The sequence below is a fragment of the Pseudomonas sp. ES1 genome (genome assembly GCF_050586605.1).
Lineage (GTDB): Bacteria > Pseudomonadota > Gammaproteobacteria > Pseudomonadales > Pseudomonadaceae > Aquipseudomonas > Aquipseudomonas sichuanensis.
The window spans coordinates 71,456-90,101 of record NZ_JBOBDM010000019.1; the positions used below are offsets into that span (position 1 = coordinate 71,456).

The window sequence follows — 18,646 nt, forward strand, 5'->3', positions numbered from 1 at the left end:
TTAGAGTGATTGACGCGGGCTGATCATCGGCACGCCCCCTCGGCTGCCCGGCGGGTCAATCTTCGAGAAAGGTCAAGCAGATATGGACAGGCGATACACCCAGGTCGAGTTCGGCACGCAGCAGGTCGAGGTGCTGGAAGGGGGGTACTACGACCGCTTCCGGATGAACCCCGACCTCGACCAGGTCGCGCGCGACCCGGCCGCCGGAGACATCACATTCTTCCGGCGCATCCCCAAGCAGCTTGTGCAGTCCCGGGTCGGGCCGGTCTGGGCGCCGAATTTCTATTACCGCTCTGCCAGCATCCAGCTGTTGTACCTGGCCCCCCTCGGGCGCCTGCGGGCAAGCCTGCCGGTGGCTCTGGAACCCTTGAGCCCGTTGCCGGGGTACGGCTTGGTGGCGCTGAATTTCTTTTCCTATGGGGTGTGCGACAACGATCCCTACGACGAGGTGTCCGTGGCCATCGTCATCCGCCGCCCTGGCGCCCGAGGGCCCCACGCGCTGGAGTTGCTGGATGCGATGCGGCGGCGCAGTTTCTTCGCCCATGTGCTGGCGCTGCCGGTCAACACCGAGATCGCCCGGGTGCGTGGGGTGCTGGGCTATCAGCTGCCCAAGTGGCGTGCGCCGATCGAGGTGGCTATCGACAGCAGTGTGCAGGCGCGGATCGCCGCCGCCGACGGCCGGCCGGACCTGAGCCTGCAGGCGCCATTGCCCGCGCTGCGCACGGTGGCTTCGCAATCGAGGATGGGCACGACGACCATGGTCCATCAGGTCGACGGCCAATGGCAGCAGACCCAGGTGCTGACCAATCCGCTGTGCTTTGCCCAGCGCCTGCTGCCCCGGGGCGTGAAACTGGTGCGCCATGGCGGCCCGTTGAGCCAGTTGCTCGACGGGCTGGGGGCATCGACCCTGGTGCGCTTGGATGTGGTCAAGGAGGCGCAGGTGGTGCTGCACCTGCCCGCGCCTTTGGATGGGCTGGGGCAGGCCGGTCAGCGGCGATAGTAGCGACGGTCATCGTAGTAGCGATCCTGCCGGGCGCGGTCGTGATAACGCTCCCAGTTGTGCCGCCGTTCCATTTCGCGGCGGTATTGCTCACGGCGCCACTGCTCTTTGCGCCATTGCTCGCGGCGCCAGTCTTCGCGGCGGTCATGCCAGCGGTCATCACGGTAGTAGCGGTCGTCATGGGCCAGCAGCGTTGCCGGCTGCTTGGCAACCGTGCTGGCCAGGCTCGGCCAGGGGTTGGCGGGCGCCGGGGTTTGGGGCGCCGCCACTTCGCCAGTGTGCACGGGGCTTGGCGTCTTCATCGGCGCAGCGCTCGCCGAGCCCACTGCCACAAGGGCGAACAGGCCAAGGAGCAGCATGCGTGGGATAGGTAGTTTCATGGGTGAAGACAGCCTCTGAAAGACAGTTGAAGGTGTGGCCAGCCGCCCGCGTCAGCGTTTCGCTTCGGGCTTGTGCAGATAGACCGGCAAAAAGGAAAAAGTTCTGGGACCGGCCGCTTTTATAGCCATGGCTGGAAACCCTTGGCACACTGAACCGCATTCTGCAGCCAATAGAATTCCTACCGCCATGTCAGCCGCATTCCCCTCACTGCCCTCACTCAACGCCCTGCGCATGTTCGAGGTGGTCGCCCGTCATCTGAACTTCCGCCTCGCCGCCGAGGAACTGGGTGTCACCCAGGCGGCCGTGGCCCAGCAGATTCGTGGCCTGGAGGCCAGCCTGAACATCCGCCTGTTCGAGCGCCTGCCCCGTGGCCTGGGCCTGACCGACGCCGGGCGCGCCTACAGCACCAGCGTGCGCGGCGCATTGGCGATGATCGACGAGGCGACCCGGCTGCTGCGCCCTCAGCCCTCGCAGCTCACGGTCAGCGCGACACCGAGTTTTGCGGCGAAATGGCTGATCCCCAGGCTCGGCGATTTTGCCGAAAGCAATCCGGACATCGACCTGCGCCTGTTGGCCAGCGACCGGCTGTCGCACTTTCAAACCGATGGCGTCGACCTGGCCGTGCGTTATGGCCAGCCACCGTTCGGTGCGGGGCTCAATGCCGAGCTGTTGATGGAGCAGAGGTTGGTGGCGGTGGCCAGCCCGCAGTTGCTGGCGAAAAAAGGCGCACCGGCAACCTTTGCGGCGCTGCAGGGGTTTGTCGCGCTGCACGACGCCCATGACTTCTGGCCGATGTTTACGGCGGCGCTGTTCCCAGGGCAGGGGCCGGGGGCGGCGCGCAACCTGCGCTTCAACCAGACCTCACTGGCGATCGACGCGGCCGCAGGCGGGCAGGGCATCGCGCTGGCCAGCCACGCCTTCGTCAAGGGCGATATTGCCGCCGGCAGGCTGGTCCAGGTGTTCCCCCAGCAGCTAAAGCTGGACAAGGCGTTCTACCTGGTGTGGCCGCGCAAGGCGCAACAGCCTGCTGCACTGGCAGTGGTCAAGGCTTGGCTGAAAGAGCAAGCAGGCGATAGCTGAGCTACTGGCTTGCGAAAGCCAGGCTGTCTCCCTTGATGGCGCTATGGCTGCTAGGGTGAGTGAACCTGCAAGGCAGGGTTCATCTTCCCCAGGAGGCAGCATGTCAGTACAGAAAGTAGCAATCATCACCGCCGGCGGCAGCGGCATGGGCGCGGCCGCGGCCCGGCGCCTGGCCGCCGACGGCTTCAAGGTCGGCATCCTGTCGTCGTCGGGCAAGGGCGAGGCGCTGGCCAATGAGCTGGGCGGTATCGGCGTGACCGGCAGCAACCAGTCGGTCGAAGACCTGCAACGCCTGGTCGACGCGGTCATGGCCAAGTGGGGCCGGGTGGATGTGCTGGTCAACAGCGCCGGCCACGGCCCCCGCGCGCCGATCTTGGAAATCAGCGACGAAGACTGGCACAAAGGCATGGAAGTTTACCTGCTCAACGTGATCCGCCCGGCGCGGCTGGTAACGCCGATCATGCAGCGCCAGCAGGGCGGGGTGATCATCAATATCTCCACCGCCTGGGCCTTCGAACCCAGCGACATGTTCCCCACCTCGGCGGTGTTCCGCTCGGGGCTGGCGGCGTTCAGTAAGGTCTTCGCCGACACCTACGCAGCCGACAACGTGCGCATCAACAACGTGCTGCCTGGCTGGATCGACAGCCTGCCGAAAACCGAGCAGCGCCGCGACATGGTGCCGATGAAGCGCTACGGCACCAGCGAGGAAATCGCCGCCACCATCGCCTTCCTGGCCAGTGACGGCGCGGCTTACATCACCGGGCAGAACATCAAGGTCGATGGTGGTTTGACCCGCAGCGTGTGAAACACGCGTCTGGATGCAAATGAATGATAAGTATTACCATGTGCGACTTTCATTCATTTGCCGCCGGAGATCCGCGCCATGAACCCAGCCAACCGCCATGTCGTCGGCGATCTCTACCTGCGGCACCACAGCTGGGTAGTGAGCATGCTGCGCAACCGGTTGGGTAACCGCGAGCAGGCGTTGGACCTGGCCCAGGACACCTTCGTCAGGCTGTTGCGCAGCGAGCTGCCAACACAGTTGCGTGAGCCACGCGCCTACCTGGCGACCATCGCCGGGCGCCTGTGCCTGCAGCACTTTCGCCGCCAGGCGCTGGAGCGCGCCTACCTGGACAGCCTGGCGCTGCTGGAACCGCAGCATCAGCCCTCGGAGGAAACCCGCCTGCTGGTGCTCGAAGCGCTGGATGCGGTGGGGCAGGTGCTCGATGGCCTGGGCAGCCGCGTGCGCGAGGTGTTCCTGCTGTCGCAACTCGACGGCCTGACCTACGCGCAGATCGCCGAGCGCCAAGGGTTGACCGTCAATGTGGTGCAGAAAGCCATGCTCAAGGCCTATCGGCACTGCTACGCGTCGGTCTACGGCGAATGAGGCCGCAACCGGCAGATGCGCAACGGCTGGACCCGGCCGTGGTCGAGCAGGCCATGCTGTGGATGGTGCGCCTGCAGTCGGGGGCCAGCAGCGAGGCCGAGCGGCTGGCCTGCCAGCGCTGGCGCCAGGCGAGCGCGGCCCACGAACTGGCCTGGCAGCGCCTGGATGGCCTGGGCCAGGGCCTGCGTAACGGTACTCACGGCGTGCCGGCGGCGCGCAGCCTGCTGCAGGCGCGCAGCCGGGTGTCGCGGCGGGCCTTGCTCGGCGGGCTGGCCGGGGCCGGGGTGCTGCTTGCCAGCGGCTATGGCGTGCAGCAGCGCAGCGTGCTGCCGACGCTGCTCAGCGACTACGGCACCGCCATCGGCGAGCGGCGCAGCTGGCGCCTGGCCACGGGGCTGACGGTACAGCTTGATACGGGTAGTGCACTGGATGGCGATCAGGTGGCCGGTCAGCAGGTGCTGACGCTCAACCGTGGGCGCGTGCTGGTGGAAACCGGGCAGGGTGCCGGCATCAGTGTGCGTGCGGGGCAGGCGCGGATCCTGCCGGGCGTGGGGGCACGGTTGGTGGTTCAGCAGCAGGTGGCCGCCACCCTGGTGCAGGTGCTCGACGGCAGGGTGCTGGTGGAAGACGGGCAGGGTGTGCGTGCCGGGCTGGAGGGCGGCTGGCAGCAGCTGTTCGCGGCCACGGGCGCTGGCCGCGTGACGCCATTGCCGGTGGGCGCAGCGGCCTGGATCCAGGGGCAACTGGTGGTCGAGCGCACGGCGCTGGGCAGTGTGTTGGCCGACCTGGACCGCTATCGCAAAGGGGTATTGCGCTGCGATCCGCGGGTGGCCGGGTTGCAAGTCAGCGGCACGTTCTCGTTGGACCAGCCCGAGGCCAGCCTGGACCTGCTGGCCGAGGTGTTGCCGGTGCGGGTGCAGCGGGTGCTGGGCTATTGGGCCACGGTAGTGCCGGCCTGAATTTCACCACGCAAAAAAACTCGCCCATGCCCGGCAGGTTTTCATTTCTCGCGCATCAGTACAGGCAAACGCGCTGAATCTGCAGCGCCTCGCCCACGCCTGTCTGCCAAGGATTGTCTCGATGCTGTGTCGCCTTACCCCTTTCGCAAGCCCGCTGCTGCTCGGCCTGGCCGTGGCCGCGTGCCACCTTCCCGCCCAGGCCGAAGAGCGCCGTTTCGATATCGCCCCCGGCAGCCTCGACAGCGTGCTCGGGCAGTTCGGCCAGCAGGCCGGGGTGATGGTCGCCGTCGACTCCCAGGCCTCCCGGGGCGTGCACAGCCCCGGCCTGCGCGGTCAGTTCGCGGTTGAGCAGGGCCTGGCCATGCTGCTGGTCGGCACCGGGCTGCAGCCGGTGCAGGTCAGCAGCGACCGTTATCGGCTGATCCCCCGGGCAGCCGACAACGGCGTCATGGAACTGGGCGCCACCAGCGTCAACGCCACCGGGCTCGGCGCGACCACCGAGGGCACCGGTTCCTACACCACCGGGGTGACCAGCACCGCCACCAAGATGAACCTGTCGATCCGCGAGACCCCGCAGAGCATCAGCGTGATCACCCGCCAGTTCATGGACGACCAGCAGCTCACCAGCATGTCCGACGTGCTCAAGCAGACCCCGGGCATCACCATGTCCCAGGATGGCGGCGAGCGCTTCAACATCTACTCGCGCGGCAGTGGCCTGAACACCTACCAGTTCGACGGCATCACCACCTACCAGGAAAACCAGACCCGCACCATGCCCAGTACCCTGCTGGACATGGCGATCTACGACCGGGTCGAGGTGGTGCGCGGCGCCACTGGCCTTATGACCGGCGCGGGCGACCCCAGCGGTGTGGTCAACGTGGTGCGCAAGCGCCCGACCCGGGACTTCCAGGCCTATGTGCAGGGTGGCCTGGGCTCGTGGAACTATCGGCGCCTGGAGGCCGATGTGTCCGGCCCGCTGACCCCCGAAGGCAACCTGCGCGGGCGCCTGGTAGCGGCCAAGCAGACCAACCACACCTTCATGGACTGGTATAAGCAGGACAAGGACATCGCCTACGGCGCGCTGGAAGCCGACCTCACCGACACCACCCTGCTGCGGGTCAGCATCGACCACCAGCGCTATCGTCCCACCGGCGGCCAGGGTGTGCCGCTGATCTACAACAACGGCACACCGACCGACTTCTCCCGCTCCACCAGCTCCGGGGCGCGGTGGAACCTGGACCGCTTCGAGACCACCAACTACACCATCGGCATCGAGCAGCAACTGGCCGGCGACTGGCAGCTGAAAGTCGGCACCACCTACATGGATGTCGACCGCTACGCGTTGTCGGGTGCCTATTACAGCTCATCGAACAACTCCAACATCAGCCCTGACGGCAGTGCCAAGATCGACCAGAGCGACGCCACCGCCACCCAGCGCCAGCGCGCGATCGATGCCACCTTGCAAGGGCCGTTCGAACTGTTCGGGCAGACCCACGAACTGATCTTCGGTGCCAACTACTTCGACTACATCAATCGCCATCACTCCGAGGGCACCGATGACGCGATCGTCGACTTCGACACCTGGGGCAACGAACTGCCCAAGCCGAACGCCGACACGTTCACGCCGGTGCTGGACTACGATGTCGACACCCGCCAGAGCGGCTACTTCACTGCCGCGCGTTTCAACCTGAGCGACAGCCTGCACCTGATCCTCGGCGCCCGGGCCAGCAACTACCGCTATCACTACTACCTGCGCAGCCTGCCCGACGGCGCCCCGAGTGCCTACGGCATGACCGAGCGTGGCGTGGTCACGCCCTACGCCGGGCTGGTCTACGACCTCACCCCCGAGCAGTCGGTGTACGTCAGCTACACCGACATCTTCAAGCCGCAGTCCGCCCGTGACCGCGAAGGCAAGTACCTGGAACCTGTAGTGGGGAAAAACTACGAGACGGGTTGGAAGGGGGAGTTCTACGACGGGCGCCTGAACAGCAGCGTGTCGCTCTACCTGGTCGAGCGCGACAACGTCGCCGAGCTCGATGGCGGCGCCAAGGTGCCGGGCACTCGCGACCAGGAAGACGCCTACCGCGCCGTCAGCGGCGCCAAGACCAAGGGCATCGACATGGAGCTGGCCGGCGAGTTGGCCACGGGCTGGAACGTGCAGGCCGGCTACAGCCATTCGCGCACCGAGGACGCCGATGGCCAGCGCCTGACCGCCCAGTTGCCGATGGACACCTTCCGGCTGTGGAACACCTACCAGCTACAGGGCGACTGGCAGCGCCTGACCGTGGGCGGTGGGGTCAACTGGAACTCCAGCAACTCGGTGTATTTCTCCCGTTATCGCACCCGCATCACCCAGGATGACTATGCCGTGGTCAACCTGATGGCTCGCTACCGCTTCAACGAGCACCTGAGCAGCACGTTGAACCTCAACAACCTGTTCGACGAGAAGTACTACACCGGCTTCTCCGGCAGCTGGGGGCATTACGGCGCGCCACGCAACGTGATGATGAACCTGCGCTACGACTTCTGACCCTCAACCCGCCGCCCGGCGCCGCCGTTTCTGCTGGTACATGTCGTCGTCGGCGCGGCTGAGCAGGGTGTCGGCGTCTTCACCGTCATCGGGGTAGCAGGCTACGCCGATGCTACAGCTGGGCATGCCGATATCGCCGAACTCTGGGCCCAGCGGCTCGGCCATGACGGCGAGAATCTGGGCGATCTGCTCGGCAACCGCAGCGGGCGACGAGATATCCGGCAGCAATACGGTGAACTCGTCGCCGCCCATGCGCGCCACCGTATCGGTGGCCGCCACGCAGGCTTCCAGGCGCCGGGCAATGGTGCACAGCACGCGGTCGCCCGCCGCATGCCCGTGTACATCGTTGATGCCCTTGAAGTCGTTGATATCCAGGAACAGCAACGCCAGTGGCCGCTGCTGGTGCCTTGCGCTGTGCAGCGCCGCAACCAGGCGGTCGTTGAACAGCGAGCGGTTGCACAGTCGGGTCAGCGGGTCGTGATGGGCGAGGAAGCGCAGCTCCTGCTCGGCCTGGGTCAGGGCGGTCACGTTGCGCGCCACGCCGATCCGCGCACCCACCTCGTCGGACCAGAACGCCGCCCACAAGATGTGCACCACAGCACCATCCTTGCGGATGTAACGGTTACGGAAATCGAAATGGGCTTGGCCGTTCATGATGCGGATGATCGAGGCGCGGGTCGCCTCCAGGTCATCCGGGTGCATGTAGCGGGTGATCGGGGTGCCGGTGAGTTCGTCGGCGCGGTAGCCCAGCAGGGCTTCGCAGGCGTTGCTGACGAACACGATGGTGTTGTCCCGGTCGACCACGAACACGGTGTCCAGCATCAGGTGGATCAGCTTGGGGTACAGCGCTTGCAGGTCAACGGGCATGGGGCTGGGAGTCCGCTACGGTGGGCTCGATCGTGGCCTGATCGCGAAGGGCGGCGGCGAGTGGCCCGGTCGGCAGCGGGGCAGGGCCAGGCAACGGTTCGCGGCGCCGGCCAGCATACACAGTGGCGGGCGGCTGTCACCAGTGGCGGCGGACGAAATCGACGGGCGCGCAGCGGCACCTGTCGTTCATGGGCAGGCCAGGGCGCCGAGCGGTGCCCTGGCCGGGATCATCAGGCCGGTACGCCGAGGATGATGTGCGAGGCCTTGATGACGGCGGTCGCATTGACGCCTGGGGCCAGGCCCAGCTCCTGCACGGCATCGCGGGTGACGATGGCGTGGACCTGGGTGCCGCCGGCGAGTTCGAGGGTCACTTCGGCGTTGACCGAACCGTCGGTGACTTTCACCACCTTGCCATTCAGGCAGTTGCGGGCGGACAGGCGAATGTCGCTGGCCTCGGTCATCAGCATCACCCAGGGTGCCTTGATCAGGGCGATGGCCTCGGCGCCTGGCTTGAGCCCCAGGCTGTTGACGCTCTCGACGGTGACCACCGCCACCAGGGTTTCACCGCCGGCCAGCTCGAGGGTGACCTCGCTGTTGACGGCGCCGGGGCGCACGTCACGGACCTTTCCTTTGAACACGTTGCGGGCACTGACTTTCATGACATTCTCCTTGAAGATGAAAAATCTGACTGCAGTGTCAGGATTTCGTTATGTAGTTTCCAGCATAGCGGCGGCAGCGAGAGCTTTTTGTATACAAAAACCTTTAGTTCTGCTTACATTGGCCGGCGCCTACGACAGCGGCAATCGCCGCTGCGTATTGCGACGGTTACCCATCATGCAACACCCAACGCTGCTCGAACCCTACGAGCCTCTAGCGCGAATCCCGTTCAACGCTGATGCATGCTTCAGCGCTCCCACGAGCGACGGACTCGCCGCCATACCCTTCACGCCGCAAACCCGTCCATGCCTGTCAGGGCCCTTGGCTCATGCCTTGGCACGTGCGGATTCAGCCGCGGCACGGTATCGCCTGCCGTTCATCTGCGCACTGCCTGCGCAGCTGCACTGAATGCTCCATCCAGGCCGCCCGACGGCGGCCTGTGCAAACATCCTGTTGAATGCGACCCCTTGCGGGAGAGGAACACCCATGCCCAAGACAATGCTGGTCAAGAACGCCGAACTGCTGGTGACGATGGACGGCGAACGCCGGGAAATCAAGCGCGGCGGCCTGTATATCGAAGACAACATCATCAAGCAGGTCGGCCCTAGCGACAGCCTGCCGCAATCCGCCGATGTGGTGCTGGACATGGCCGGCAAGGTGGTCATCCCCGGCCTGGTCAACACCCACCACCACATGTACCAGAGCCTCACCCGCGTGGTGCCGGCCGCCCAGGACGGCGAGCTGTTCAACTGGCTGACCAACCTGTACCCGATCTGGGCGCGGCTGACACCGGAAATGATCGCGGTGTCGACCCAGACCGCCATGGCCGAGCTAATCCTGTCGGGCTGCACCACCTCCAGCGATCACCTGTACATCTACCCCAACGGCTGCAAGCTCGACGACAGCATCCACGCTGCCGAGGAAATCGGCATGCGCTTCCACGCCGCGCGCGGCAGCATGAGCGTTGGCCGCAGCCAGGGCGGCCTGCCGCCGGATTCGGTGGTGGAGAAGGAGAGCGACATCCTCAAGGAGTCCCAACGCCTGATCGAGGACTACCACGACGCCAGCCATGGTTCGATGCGCCGCGTGGTGGTGGCGCCGTGCTCGCCGTTCTCGGTGAGCCGCGACCTGATGCGCGAAGCCGCGGTGCTGGCGCGTGAATATGGTGTGTCGCTGCACACCCACCTGGCCGAAAACGTCAACGACATCGCCTACAGCCGCGAGAAGTTCGGCATGACCCCTGCCGAGTACGCCGAAGACCTCGGCTGGGTCGGCCACGATGTCTGGCACGCCCACTGTGTGCAGCTCGACCAGCATGGCATCGAACTGTTCGCCCGCACCGGCACCGGTGTGGCCCACTGCCCCTGCTCGAACATGCGCCTGGCCTCGGGCATTGCGCCGATCCGCAAGATGCGCGACCACGGCGTGCCGGTGGGCCTGGGGGTGGACGGCTCGGCCTCCAACGATGGCGCCAGCATGATCGGCGAAGTGCGCCAGGCGCTGCTGTTGCAGCGGGTCGGTTTCGGCCCCGATGCCATGACCGCGCGCGAAGCCCTGGAGATCGCCACCCTGGGCGGTGCCAAGGTGCTCAATCGTAATGACATCGGCGCCCTGGCCCCCGGCATGGTCGCCGACTTCGTCGCCTTCAGCCTGGGCCACGTGGCCTACGCAGGCGCCTTGCACGACCCGCTGGCAGCACTGGTGTTCTGCACCCCGACCCACGTCGACACCAGCGTGATCAATGGCCGGGTGGTGGTGAAGGACGGCCGTATCACCACCGTGGATCTGCCTCTGGTGCTGGAGCGTCATAACCAGCTGGCGCGGCAACTGGTCAGCGGTGAGTGACTTGAGCAGCCGTTGCGCGCCTTGTGGTGCGCAACGGCGCATCTGCGTTGTATGGCTTCCCCCGGAATTGCTAGGCTTCATCCAGCTCAGTAAGACTTCCCGGAAAGCATCATGACCACCGCAAACGGATTTCCTGGCCAACACGCCTCGGTCACAGCCGCGCCCGACGACCAATCCGATATCGACCTGCTGCACGGCATCAGCGTCGCCCTGATCGGCGAGCAGGACAGCGCGGCGCTGTATGGCAAGATCGTCGACGCGGCAGTGACCATCACCGGTTCGCAGTTCGCCACCATGCAGTTGCACAGCCCGCAAGCGCACGGCGGCGTGCTCAAGCTGCTGTGCTCACGCGGCCTGCCCGATGACGCGGTGCGGTTCTGGCAATGGGTGGGCCCGAAAGCCCTGAGCAGTTGCGGGCTGGCGTTGCGCCAAGGCAAACGGGCGATCATCCCCGACTTCGAGCAGTGGCCGGATATTGCTGGCACCGAAGAACTGGAGGCGTTCCGCTGTGCAGGTATCCGCGCCGCGCAGACCACCCCCTTGATGGCGCGGGACGGGCGCTTGCTGGGCATGATCTCGAACCACTGGCGCGTGCCGCACCAGCCCTCGCAGCGGGTGCTGCGGCTGCTCGACATTCTGGCGCGCACGGCGGCCGATCTGCTTGAGCGGACGATCGCCGAAGAGCAGCAACGGCAGACTGCAGCCGAGCTGCGTGAACTCAACGACACCCTCGAGCAGCGCGTCAGCGAGCGCACCCGCGCGCTGATGCAGGCGGAGGAGCGGTTGCGCCAGTCGCAGAAAATGGAAGCGGTGGGGCAGTTGACCGGTGGCTTGGCCCACGACTTCAACAACCTGCTGGGCAACATTTCCGGTGCCCTCGAACTGCTGGGCCAGCGTATTGAAGCAGGGCGCCTGGGCGATGCCGAGCGCTACCTGGCAGAGGCGCAGGGGGCGGCCAGGCGCGCGGCGGCCTTGACCCATCGGCTGCTGGCCTTTTCCCGACGCCAGACCCTTGAGCCTCGGTCGGTCGATGTCAACGCCCTGATGCACGGGCTGAGCGAGCTGGTGCGGCGCACGGCGGGGCCGGGGATTGTGTTGCAGACAGCCGGCGGCAAGGACCTGTGGCCGGCGTTGGTCGATGTCGGCCAGCTGGAAAACGTCTTGCTCAACCTGTGCCTCAACGCACGTGATGCCATGCCTGATGGCGGGCGAATCACACTGCAGGTCGACAACTGTTCGTTGGACGGCAAGGCCGCAAGCGATTGCGAGCTGCCCGCGGGTGACTACCTGTGCCTGAGCGTGAGTGACACCGGGGTCGGCATGCCGCCCGAGGTGCTGGCCCATGTGTTCGAGCCTTTCTTTACCACCAAACCCATCGGCCAAGGCACCGGCCTGGGCCTGTCGATGATCTACGGTTTTGTTCAGCAGTCGGGCGGGCAGGTACGCATCGAGTCGCGTGTAGGGCAGGGCACCACGGTGTTTCTCTACTTGCCCCGCCATCACGGCGAGGTCCCGCTGCCACAGCAGCCAGCGCAACCGGTAGCGGTGGGTGGCGGGCAGGGTGAAACGATCTTGCTGGTGGAGGACGAGCCGGCCTTGCGCATGCTCACCGCCGAAGTCCTGACGGAGCTGGGTTACCAGGTGCTCGAAGCCGCCGACAGCATTGCCGGGCTCAAGATACTGCGCTCCACGGCTCACCTGGATTTGCTGGTGACTGACGTGGGCTTGCCAGGAGGGATGAATGGCCGGCAGATGGCCGAAGCCGCGCTGCAGTGGCGGCCCAGCCTGAAAACCCTGTTCATCACCGGCTATGTCCAGCATCTTGGAAGCGACGCTCCGCTCGCACCCGGGATGCAGGTGTTGACCAAGCCATTTGCTCATGAGGCTCTGAGCACCCGTGTGCGGGCGATGCTGGAGTCGCGACCTTGAACCGCCCTAAGTGAAACTTCAGGCGGTGACAGGGGAATGGATGGATCAGGCGCCGCCGCGGAAGCAGGAAACGCCCCAGGCGGTCAGCTTGAACGGCAGGTGATAGTGCTGGGTAGGGTCACCGATACCGAAGCGGTAGACCAGCACATCGAGAAACGGCGTGGCGGGCAGGGGCGTGCCGGCTTCGCGATAGAAGTCGGCCACTTCCAGGCGAGCCTCGTAGACCCCGCTGGCAAAGCGCTCGGCGAGCGTTTCAAGGCCTGGCAGCAGCCCACGCTCATCGATGCGCCCGCTTAGCACGCATTCGCCGTCCAGGTTCTGGATGCTCAGCGTCAACCCTTGTGCCACGCGGCCCGTGGCGATGTCGACGACGTGCACCGAGACTCCGCCGTTCATGCCCAGAACCCGTGGTGGGCTTTGGCTGCTTCCTGCTCCAGCAGCGGGCCGTGCACCTCGACCTGGCGCTGGCCACGGGCGAACACCTCGCGGCAGGGCAGGGCGAAGGTCGGGTTTTCCGGGTGCGACCCGGTCAGGTCGAGCAGGGCGTGCTCGGACAGCGCGTAGACCACCCGGCCGATGCCGGTCCAGTACACGGCGCCGGCGCACATGCAGCAGGGTTCGGCGCTGGTGTACAGGGTGCAGGCGGCCAGCTCTTCAGGCGTCAGCAGTCGCGCGGCGCGGGCGGCGGCCACCAGTTCGGCGTGCTGGGTGGGGTCGCCCTCGGGGGGCATCGAGTTGTTGCCGGCACTGGCGATCACCCGGCCCTGGGCGTCGGCGACCAAGGCCGCGAAGGGGTGTCGGCCGCGCTCGCGCGATTCCTCGGACAGGCGAATCGACTGGCGCAGCAGGTCCAGGTCCTGTTCGGACAGGGTGGCGGGGGTGAGTTTGCTGAAGTGGTTCATGGTGATTCCTTGGCAGTGAAAAATGAAAGGCTTGCGCGTCCCCTGCAGGAGCGGGCCTGTCCCGCGAACATGGGGCGGCCCGTTCCCACAAAGGTGAGTCAGTGAGTGACTTCTGGTTGTTCGGCGAGGCGTTGCGCCGGCTTGTCGTCGTTTAGCAGTACGTTGAGCAGGATCGCGGTGATCGCGCCGAGGAAGATGCCGCTCTCCAGCACCAGCCGCAGCGGGCCGCTGGCGTGTTCGAACAGCGCCGGGAACGACATCGGCAGCACGCCGACGCTCACCGACACGGCGACGATGATGCCGTTGCGAGTCCCTTCGAAACGTACCCGCGATAGCTCCTGGATGCCGGCCACGGTGGTCATGCCGAACATCACGATGGCGCAACCGCCCAGCACCGGGGTGGGCACCGCGGCAATCAGCGCGCCGAGTTTGGGGAACAGCCCCATCAGCACCATGATGGCTCCGGCGGCAGCCACCACGTAGCGGCTCTTGACGCTGGACAGGGCGATCAGCCCGGTGTTCTGGGTGAAGGCGTTGTACGGGAAGCTGTTGAAGGCACCGCCCAGCAGGGTCGACAGGCCGTCGGCGCGGAATGCGTCGCCCAGGGTGCGCTGGTCGGTCGGCTTGCCCACCAGCTTGCCGATGGCCAGGCAGTTGCCGGTGGTCTCGGCCATGATCACCAGCATCGCCAGGACCATGATCAGGATCGGCGTGAGCGAGAACTGCGGCACCCCGAAGGCCATCGGCGGGCTCAGCTCGAACCAGCTGGCGGCGCTCACCTGGCCGAAGTGGGTCATGCCGAATGCCGCCGCCAGCAGGCTGCCGGCGACCAGGCCGATCAGCACGGCGAGGTTGCCGATAAAGCCCGAGAAGCGTGCATAGACCACCAGGGTGATGGCCACAGTGGCCAGGCCCAGCAGCAGGTTGGCCGGCTTGCCGAAGTCCTGCGCATCGGGGTTGCCGCCACCCAGCCAGATGGCCGCGGCGGGCATCAGCGAGATGCCGATGATGGTGATCAGGCTGCCGATCACCACCGGCGGGAAGAACCGCAGCAGGCGGCTGAACAGCGGCGCCAGGCCGATGGTGATGGCGCCGGCGGCGATCACCGCGCCGAACACCTCCTGCAGGCCGAACTGCTTGCCGATCATGATCATCGGCGCCAGGGCGATGAACGAGCAGCCCTGGATCATCGGCAGGCGGGCACCGAAACGCCAGAGGCCGAGGGTCTGGATCAGCGTGGCGATGCCGGAGGTGAGCAAGTTGGCGTTGATCAGGGTGACGATCTGCGCCTGGGTCAGGCCCAGGGCGCTGCCCAGGATCAACGGCACCGCCACAGCCCCGGCATACATCACCAGCACATGTTGCAAACCAAAGGTGAACAGCTGCCGCAAGGGCAAGATCTCGTCCACCGGGTGGACGCGAGAAAGGCTCATGTCATTGATCTCCTGAAGGTGCGGCTGTTTTTGTTATACGGGCGCCCGGAGTGACATGCAGCGCAGTGGGTCGAGGGCAGCTAGCTGATGTCGGGGTCGATAGTCGTACGGAATTAGCGATGGAACAAATGATTAGCCATCGATACAGTCGATGGTTCAAACAACAGGAGAGTGTGCGATGCGCTTTTCGCTGGAGCAGTTGCAGGTCTTCGTCGCCGCCGTGCAGGCCGGCTCGTTCTCGGCGGCGGCGCGGCGCCTGGGGCGCACGCAATCGACCGTCAGTGCGGCGATCGCCAACCTGGAGACCGACCTGGGCGTGGAGTTGTTCGACCGCTCCACCCGGGTGCCGTCGCTGACCCCGGTCGGGCACAAGCTGTTGCTGCAGGCCGAGGCCGTGCTGGAGCGCTGCCTGGCCCTTGAAGGCAGCGCCGACAGCCTGGCCGAGCAGGTCGAGCCGTCGTTGACCCTGGCCATCGAAGTGCCCTATGCGCCGCTGATCCCGATGCTGCGTGAGTTCGACCAGGCCTTTCCCTATGTCGATTTGCTGATCCGCCACCCGATGCATGGCGATGTGAGTGAGATGGTGCTCAAGGGCCACGCCGATATCGGCGTGGCTTTTTCACAGCCGCAATACGCCCAGGAGCTGGAGTTCCAGCAGTTGGGCAAGCTGATCATGGCCCATGTGTGCCAGGCTGGTTTCCCGCTGACGCAGCTCGAACAGGTGAGCTTCGCCGACCTGCACGCCCACCGTCGCCTGGCGTTCTATGCCCATGCGCAGAAGCTGCCAAGCAGCGAGTACCTGCGCGCCGCGCAGGTGTGGCAGGCGGAGAGCTACCTGGCGCTGGTGGAGATGGTGCGTGCCGGCCTGGGTTGGGCGACCCTGCCGCGCCAGCTGGTGCAACGCGAGCTGGCGGCTGGTGAGCTGGTGGAGCTGCAATTGCAGGCCTATCCGCACACCGACTGGTTGGTGGGCGTCGACCTGCTGTGGCACCGCCGCCGTCGGCAGGGCAAGGCCGAGCGCTGGCTGCGCGAGTGCCTGCGGCGCAGCAAGGTGTTCGAGCTTGATCAGCGTGGGGTGCCGACGACGTTGTGAGGAATTGCTCGGCGCGCCGACCCTTCAGTGATCACAGAGCGTTTATGCCCTCCAAGGGCGTGTAGCCGTTTTTCCACACCCGAACAGGAATGCTCCTTCCTGCATGCGAGACACCTTCCGACTTCTTCCTGAATACCGCCTCGGTATGGTTTCCCTCCTGCATTTTCAGGTCGCCCGACCGAGGCCATTGCACTGCACCACCCACCTTGTGGGAGCGGGCTTGCCCCGCGATGCGTAGCCACCAGGCGACCTCCTTTCCAGCAAGGAGCGCCAAACCAAATGGCAACCACCCCCGGCAAGGCCAGCCCCTCAGGCAAGGGCATCCCACAGGTAGCGATCACCCCGTTGGCCGAAATCCAGGCCGAAGACGTCGGTCGTGGCGCCGCAGTGTTCGATGCCTGGCTACGGGAAGTCAGTGCCGGCCATGCCACCCTCGAGCGCCTCAAGGCCGTCGCCGGCAATGTGCCGGTGGCGGGCAACAGCATCGCCCTGATCGACGCACTCGGCGCTATCACCACCCTGGCCCGCAGCAAGGTGCCCGACCCGCTCGACTGCGCCACCTTTGCCCTCAACCTGATCGGCCTGGTCACCTCGCCCGCCGGTGAGGCGCCGGCGCGCATGAGCTTGCGGCCGATGCTGTTGTTCGTGCGTCAGGAGGGTAAGCAGGTGCTCGACGATGCGGCGGTCGAACTGCTGGCCGGCCACCTCAACGCCGATATCGTCGGCAGCCTTGATAATTTCGTCGGCCAGGCCGCCGGCAAACTCAAGGGCATCCTGGCCGAGGCCGCCACACTCGGCGAGCGGATCATCCTCGACATTGCCAGCGGCCTGGCTACCCTGGCCGAAGGCGCCAGCCCAAGAAACGCCCGTCCGGCATCCGCCACGAACAGCGCGCTGATGCTCAACCCGCTGGCCACGCTCGACAACTACCTGGCCGGTGCTTTCAGCGCCTACAAGCACGCTGGCAAGGGTATGACCAGCGCCAACGTCAGCCCCACCCTCAGCCCTCCGGCCAAGGCCGAACTGCTAGCCCACAGCGCGCACCTGCGCACCCTGGCCCCACTGATACGCGGCATGATCCTCAAGCTGGGCGATGCCGGCAGCCCCGGCTCCATCGAAGCCCTGAGTCAGATCCTGGCCAGCAGCGTCAGGCAGTGGCGCCAGCGTAACCCCCAGGTGGTGGCGACCAACATCAAGCCCGGCGGCACCAGCAAGGCCCGCCACCAGCTGGCCGAAGGCAAGCTGGAAACCCAGAAAGAGCAGGCGCCCGCGTTCCAGGCCGCCAATCAGTGCAAGAACGGCGCCCCGGCCAACACCTGCAACAGCATCAACTTCGCCCTGGGCAGCGAGACCCTGCAGCACACTGATTTCAGCCTGCCCGGCCCGTTCCCCATCACCTGGACCCGCACCTACCACTCGCGCCTGGCCGCCCTCGACAGCGCCAGCCTCGGCGCCCGCTGGATCACCGCCTTCACCACCTGCATCGATGTGCAGGACGACGGCCTGCTGCTGCACGATATCGACGGTCGCAGCCACGCCTACCCGCTGCCCAAGGTCGGCAAAACCCATTACGACGCGGTGGAGTACCGTGGCCTGACCCGCACCACCGACACCCAGCTCATCCTATCGCGCGGCCAGGAGCGCCACGAGACCTACGAGCGCGTTGGTGAGCGCTTCCACCTGGTGCATATCGTCATGCGCAACGGCGTCGGCGCGATGCTGCACTACGAGCACAGCCACAACGGCCGCCCGGTGCTGTCGGACATCAACACCTACGCCGACAACGACCCGAGCAAGGTGCACCTGCAACTGGGCACGCTGCTCGATGACCACGGCCATATCCAGGGCCTGTGGCAGGTGGTCGACGGCAAACCGCTGCGCCAGCTGTGCGCCTACCACTACGACGACCAGGGCGACCTGATCGCCGCCCAGGATGAACACGGCGCCGCCTGGCGCTACCAGTACCAGCACCACCTGATCACCCGCTACACCGACCGCACCGAGCGCGGCCTGAACCTGGAATGGGACGGCAGCGGCCCGCACGCCCGGGCGATCCGCGAATGGGCCGACGACGGCAGCTTCGAAACCCGCCTGGCCTGGGACGAGCACATCCGCCTGACCACCGTGACCGACGCCCATGGCGGCCAGACCTGCCACTACTACGACGCCGAGGGCTACACCTACCGCATCCAGCACGCCGACGAGCGCTCGGAGTGGCTGTTCCGCGACGCCCGCAAGAACGTGATCCGCCACCTGCACGCCGACGGCAGCCAGGACCGTTACACCTACGATGAACGCAGCAACCGCCTGCAGCACATCCGCGCCGACCATAGCGTGGTGCACTACGCCTACGACGACAAGGACCAGCTGATCAAGATCAGCGATGCTGAAGGCGGCCTGTGGCTGCGCGACTACGACGATGCCGGCAACCTGGTCGAAACGGTCGACCCGCTGGGCAACAAGACCGAATTTGCCTACACCTCGACGGGACTGTTGAAGGCGATCAAGGACGCCAACGGCAACGAGAAGAAGCTGGCGTACAACGACGCCGGGCAATTGCTTGAGTACACCGACTGCTCCGGA

At 66.0% G+C, this 18,646-nt stretch carries 16 protein-coding genes; 10 read left to right on the forward strand and 6 right to left on the reverse strand.

Features of this window, described 5'->3' with window-relative positions:
- Nucleotides 1-82: 82 nt before the first annotated feature.
- On the forward strand, nt 83-1,000 hold the full coding sequence (locus ACQ4N9_RS10515; RefSeq protein ID WP_390967892.1) for an acetoacetate decarboxylase: 918 nt from the start codon (nt 83-85) through the stop codon (nt 998-1,000).
- On the opposite strand, the gene ACQ4N9_RS10520 is transcribed toward ACQ4N9_RS10515, so the two are convergent.
- Nucleotides 988-1,380: a hypothetical protein gene (locus tag ACQ4N9_RS10520; protein ID WP_390967893.1), complete on the reverse strand. Its 393-nt coding sequence runs from the start codon at nt 1,378-1,380 to the stop codon at nt 988-990. The two genes, ACQ4N9_RS10515 and ACQ4N9_RS10520, sit on opposite strands and share 13 nt — an antisense overlap.
- A 187-nt stretch (nt 1,381-1,567) precedes the next feature.
- On the opposite strand from ACQ4N9_RS10520, the gene ACQ4N9_RS10525 reads away from it, so the two are divergent.
- The 5 genes from ACQ4N9_RS10525 to ACQ4N9_RS10545 all read left to right on the forward strand — a co-directional run bounded on the left by ACQ4N9_RS10525 (nt 1,568) and on the right by ACQ4N9_RS10545 (nt 7,337).
- The gene (locus tag ACQ4N9_RS10525; RefSeq protein ID WP_390967894.1) at nt 1,568-2,461 is read left to right on the forward strand and encodes a LysR substrate-binding domain-containing protein; all 894 of its coding nucleotides are present in this window, start codon (nt 1,568-1,570) and stop codon (nt 2,459-2,461) included.
- A gap of 100 nt (nt 2,462-2,561) precedes the next feature.
- Nucleotides 2,562-3,266 (forward strand): SDR family oxidoreductase, encoded by a 705-nt coding sequence (locus ACQ4N9_RS10530; RefSeq protein WP_125463622.1) that lies wholly within the window; start codon nt 2,562-2,564, stop codon nt 3,264-3,266.
- A 78-nt stretch (nt 3,267-3,344) separates the two neighbouring features.
- Nucleotides 3,345-3,848: a sigma-70 family RNA polymerase sigma factor gene (locus ACQ4N9_RS10535; RefSeq protein ID WP_125858253.1), complete on the forward strand. Its 504-nt coding sequence runs from the start codon at nt 3,345-3,347 to the stop codon at nt 3,846-3,848.
- Nucleotides 3,845-4,807 carry a DUF4880 domain-containing protein gene (locus ACQ4N9_RS10540; protein WP_390967895.1) on the forward strand — a complete coding sequence of 321 codons (963 nt, stop codon included), beginning with the start codon at nt 3,845-3,847 and terminating at the stop codon, nt 4,805-4,807. Before ACQ4N9_RS10535 ends, ACQ4N9_RS10540 begins: the two co-directional genes overlap by 4 nt.
- A gap of 121 nt (nt 4,808-4,928) precedes the next feature.
- Entirely contained in the window at nt 4,929-7,337 is a 2,409-nt protein-coding gene (locus tag ACQ4N9_RS10545) for a TonB-dependent siderophore receptor (protein ID WP_390967896.1), read from the forward strand.
- A 3-nt stretch (nt 7,338-7,340) separates the two neighbouring features.
- Here ACQ4N9_RS10545 and ACQ4N9_RS10550 read toward each other — a convergent pair whose 3' ends face one another.
- Entirely contained in the window at nt 7,341-8,204 is an 864-nt protein-coding gene (locus ACQ4N9_RS10550) for a diguanylate cyclase domain-containing protein (protein ID WP_390967897.1), read from the reverse strand.
- Between the two features lie 230 nt (nt 8,205-8,434).
- A complete protein-coding gene (locus ACQ4N9_RS10555; protein ID WP_258646124.1) occupies nt 8,435-8,863 on the reverse strand; it encodes a TOBE domain-containing protein in 429 nt (142 codons plus the stop codon).
- A 484-nt stretch (nt 8,864-9,347) separates the two neighbouring features.
- On the opposite strand from ACQ4N9_RS10555, the gene ACQ4N9_RS10560 reads away from it, so the two are divergent.
- Nucleotides 9,348-10,706, forward strand: coding sequence for an 8-oxoguanine deaminase (locus tag ACQ4N9_RS10560; RefSeq protein ID WP_390967898.1), 1,359 nt, complete (start codon nt 9,348-9,350; stop codon nt 10,704-10,706).
- Between the two features lie 111 nt (nt 10,707-10,817).
- Nucleotides 10,818-12,635 carry an ATP-binding protein gene (locus ACQ4N9_RS10565; RefSeq protein ID WP_390967899.1) on the forward strand — a complete coding sequence of 606 codons (1,818 nt, stop codon included), beginning with the start codon at nt 10,818-10,820 and terminating at the stop codon, nt 12,633-12,635.
- 45 nt (nt 12,636-12,680) lie between these two features.
- On the opposite strand, the gene ACQ4N9_RS10570 is transcribed toward ACQ4N9_RS10565, so the two are convergent.
- The 3 genes from ACQ4N9_RS10570 to ACQ4N9_RS10580 form a co-directional block, all read right to left on the reverse strand.
- The gene (locus ACQ4N9_RS10570) at nt 12,681-13,031 is read right to left on the reverse strand and encodes a hydroxyisourate hydrolase (protein WP_390967900.1); all 351 of its coding nucleotides are present in this window, start codon (nt 13,029-13,031) and stop codon (nt 12,681-12,683) included.
- Complete coding sequence (locus tag ACQ4N9_RS10575; protein ID WP_390967901.1) at nt 13,028-13,537, reverse strand: deaminase; 510 nt, start codon at nt 13,535-13,537, stop codon at nt 13,028-13,030. The genes ACQ4N9_RS10570 and ACQ4N9_RS10575 overlap by 4 nt, the downstream gene beginning before the upstream one ends.
- A gap of 98 nt (nt 13,538-13,635) precedes the next feature.
- The gene (locus tag ACQ4N9_RS10580; protein ID WP_390967902.1) at nt 13,636-14,970 is read right to left on the reverse strand and encodes a nucleobase:cation symporter-2 family protein; all 1,335 of its coding nucleotides are present in this window, start codon (nt 14,968-14,970) and stop codon (nt 13,636-13,638) included.
- 178 nt (nt 14,971-15,148) lie between these two features.
- Here ACQ4N9_RS10580 and ACQ4N9_RS10585 point away from each other — a divergent pair, with 178 nt between their 5' ends.
- Both ACQ4N9_RS10585 and ACQ4N9_RS10590 read left to right on the forward strand, forming a co-directional pair.
- Nucleotides 15,149-16,063, forward strand: coding sequence for a LysR family transcriptional regulator (locus tag ACQ4N9_RS10585; RefSeq protein WP_390967903.1), 915 nt, complete (start codon nt 15,149-15,151; stop codon nt 16,061-16,063).
- A gap of 279 nt (nt 16,064-16,342) precedes the next feature.
- Nucleotides 16,343-18,646 (forward strand): DUF6531 domain-containing protein (locus ACQ4N9_RS10590; RefSeq protein ID WP_430932805.1); only part of this gene is annotated, 2,304 nt, incomplete at its 3' end.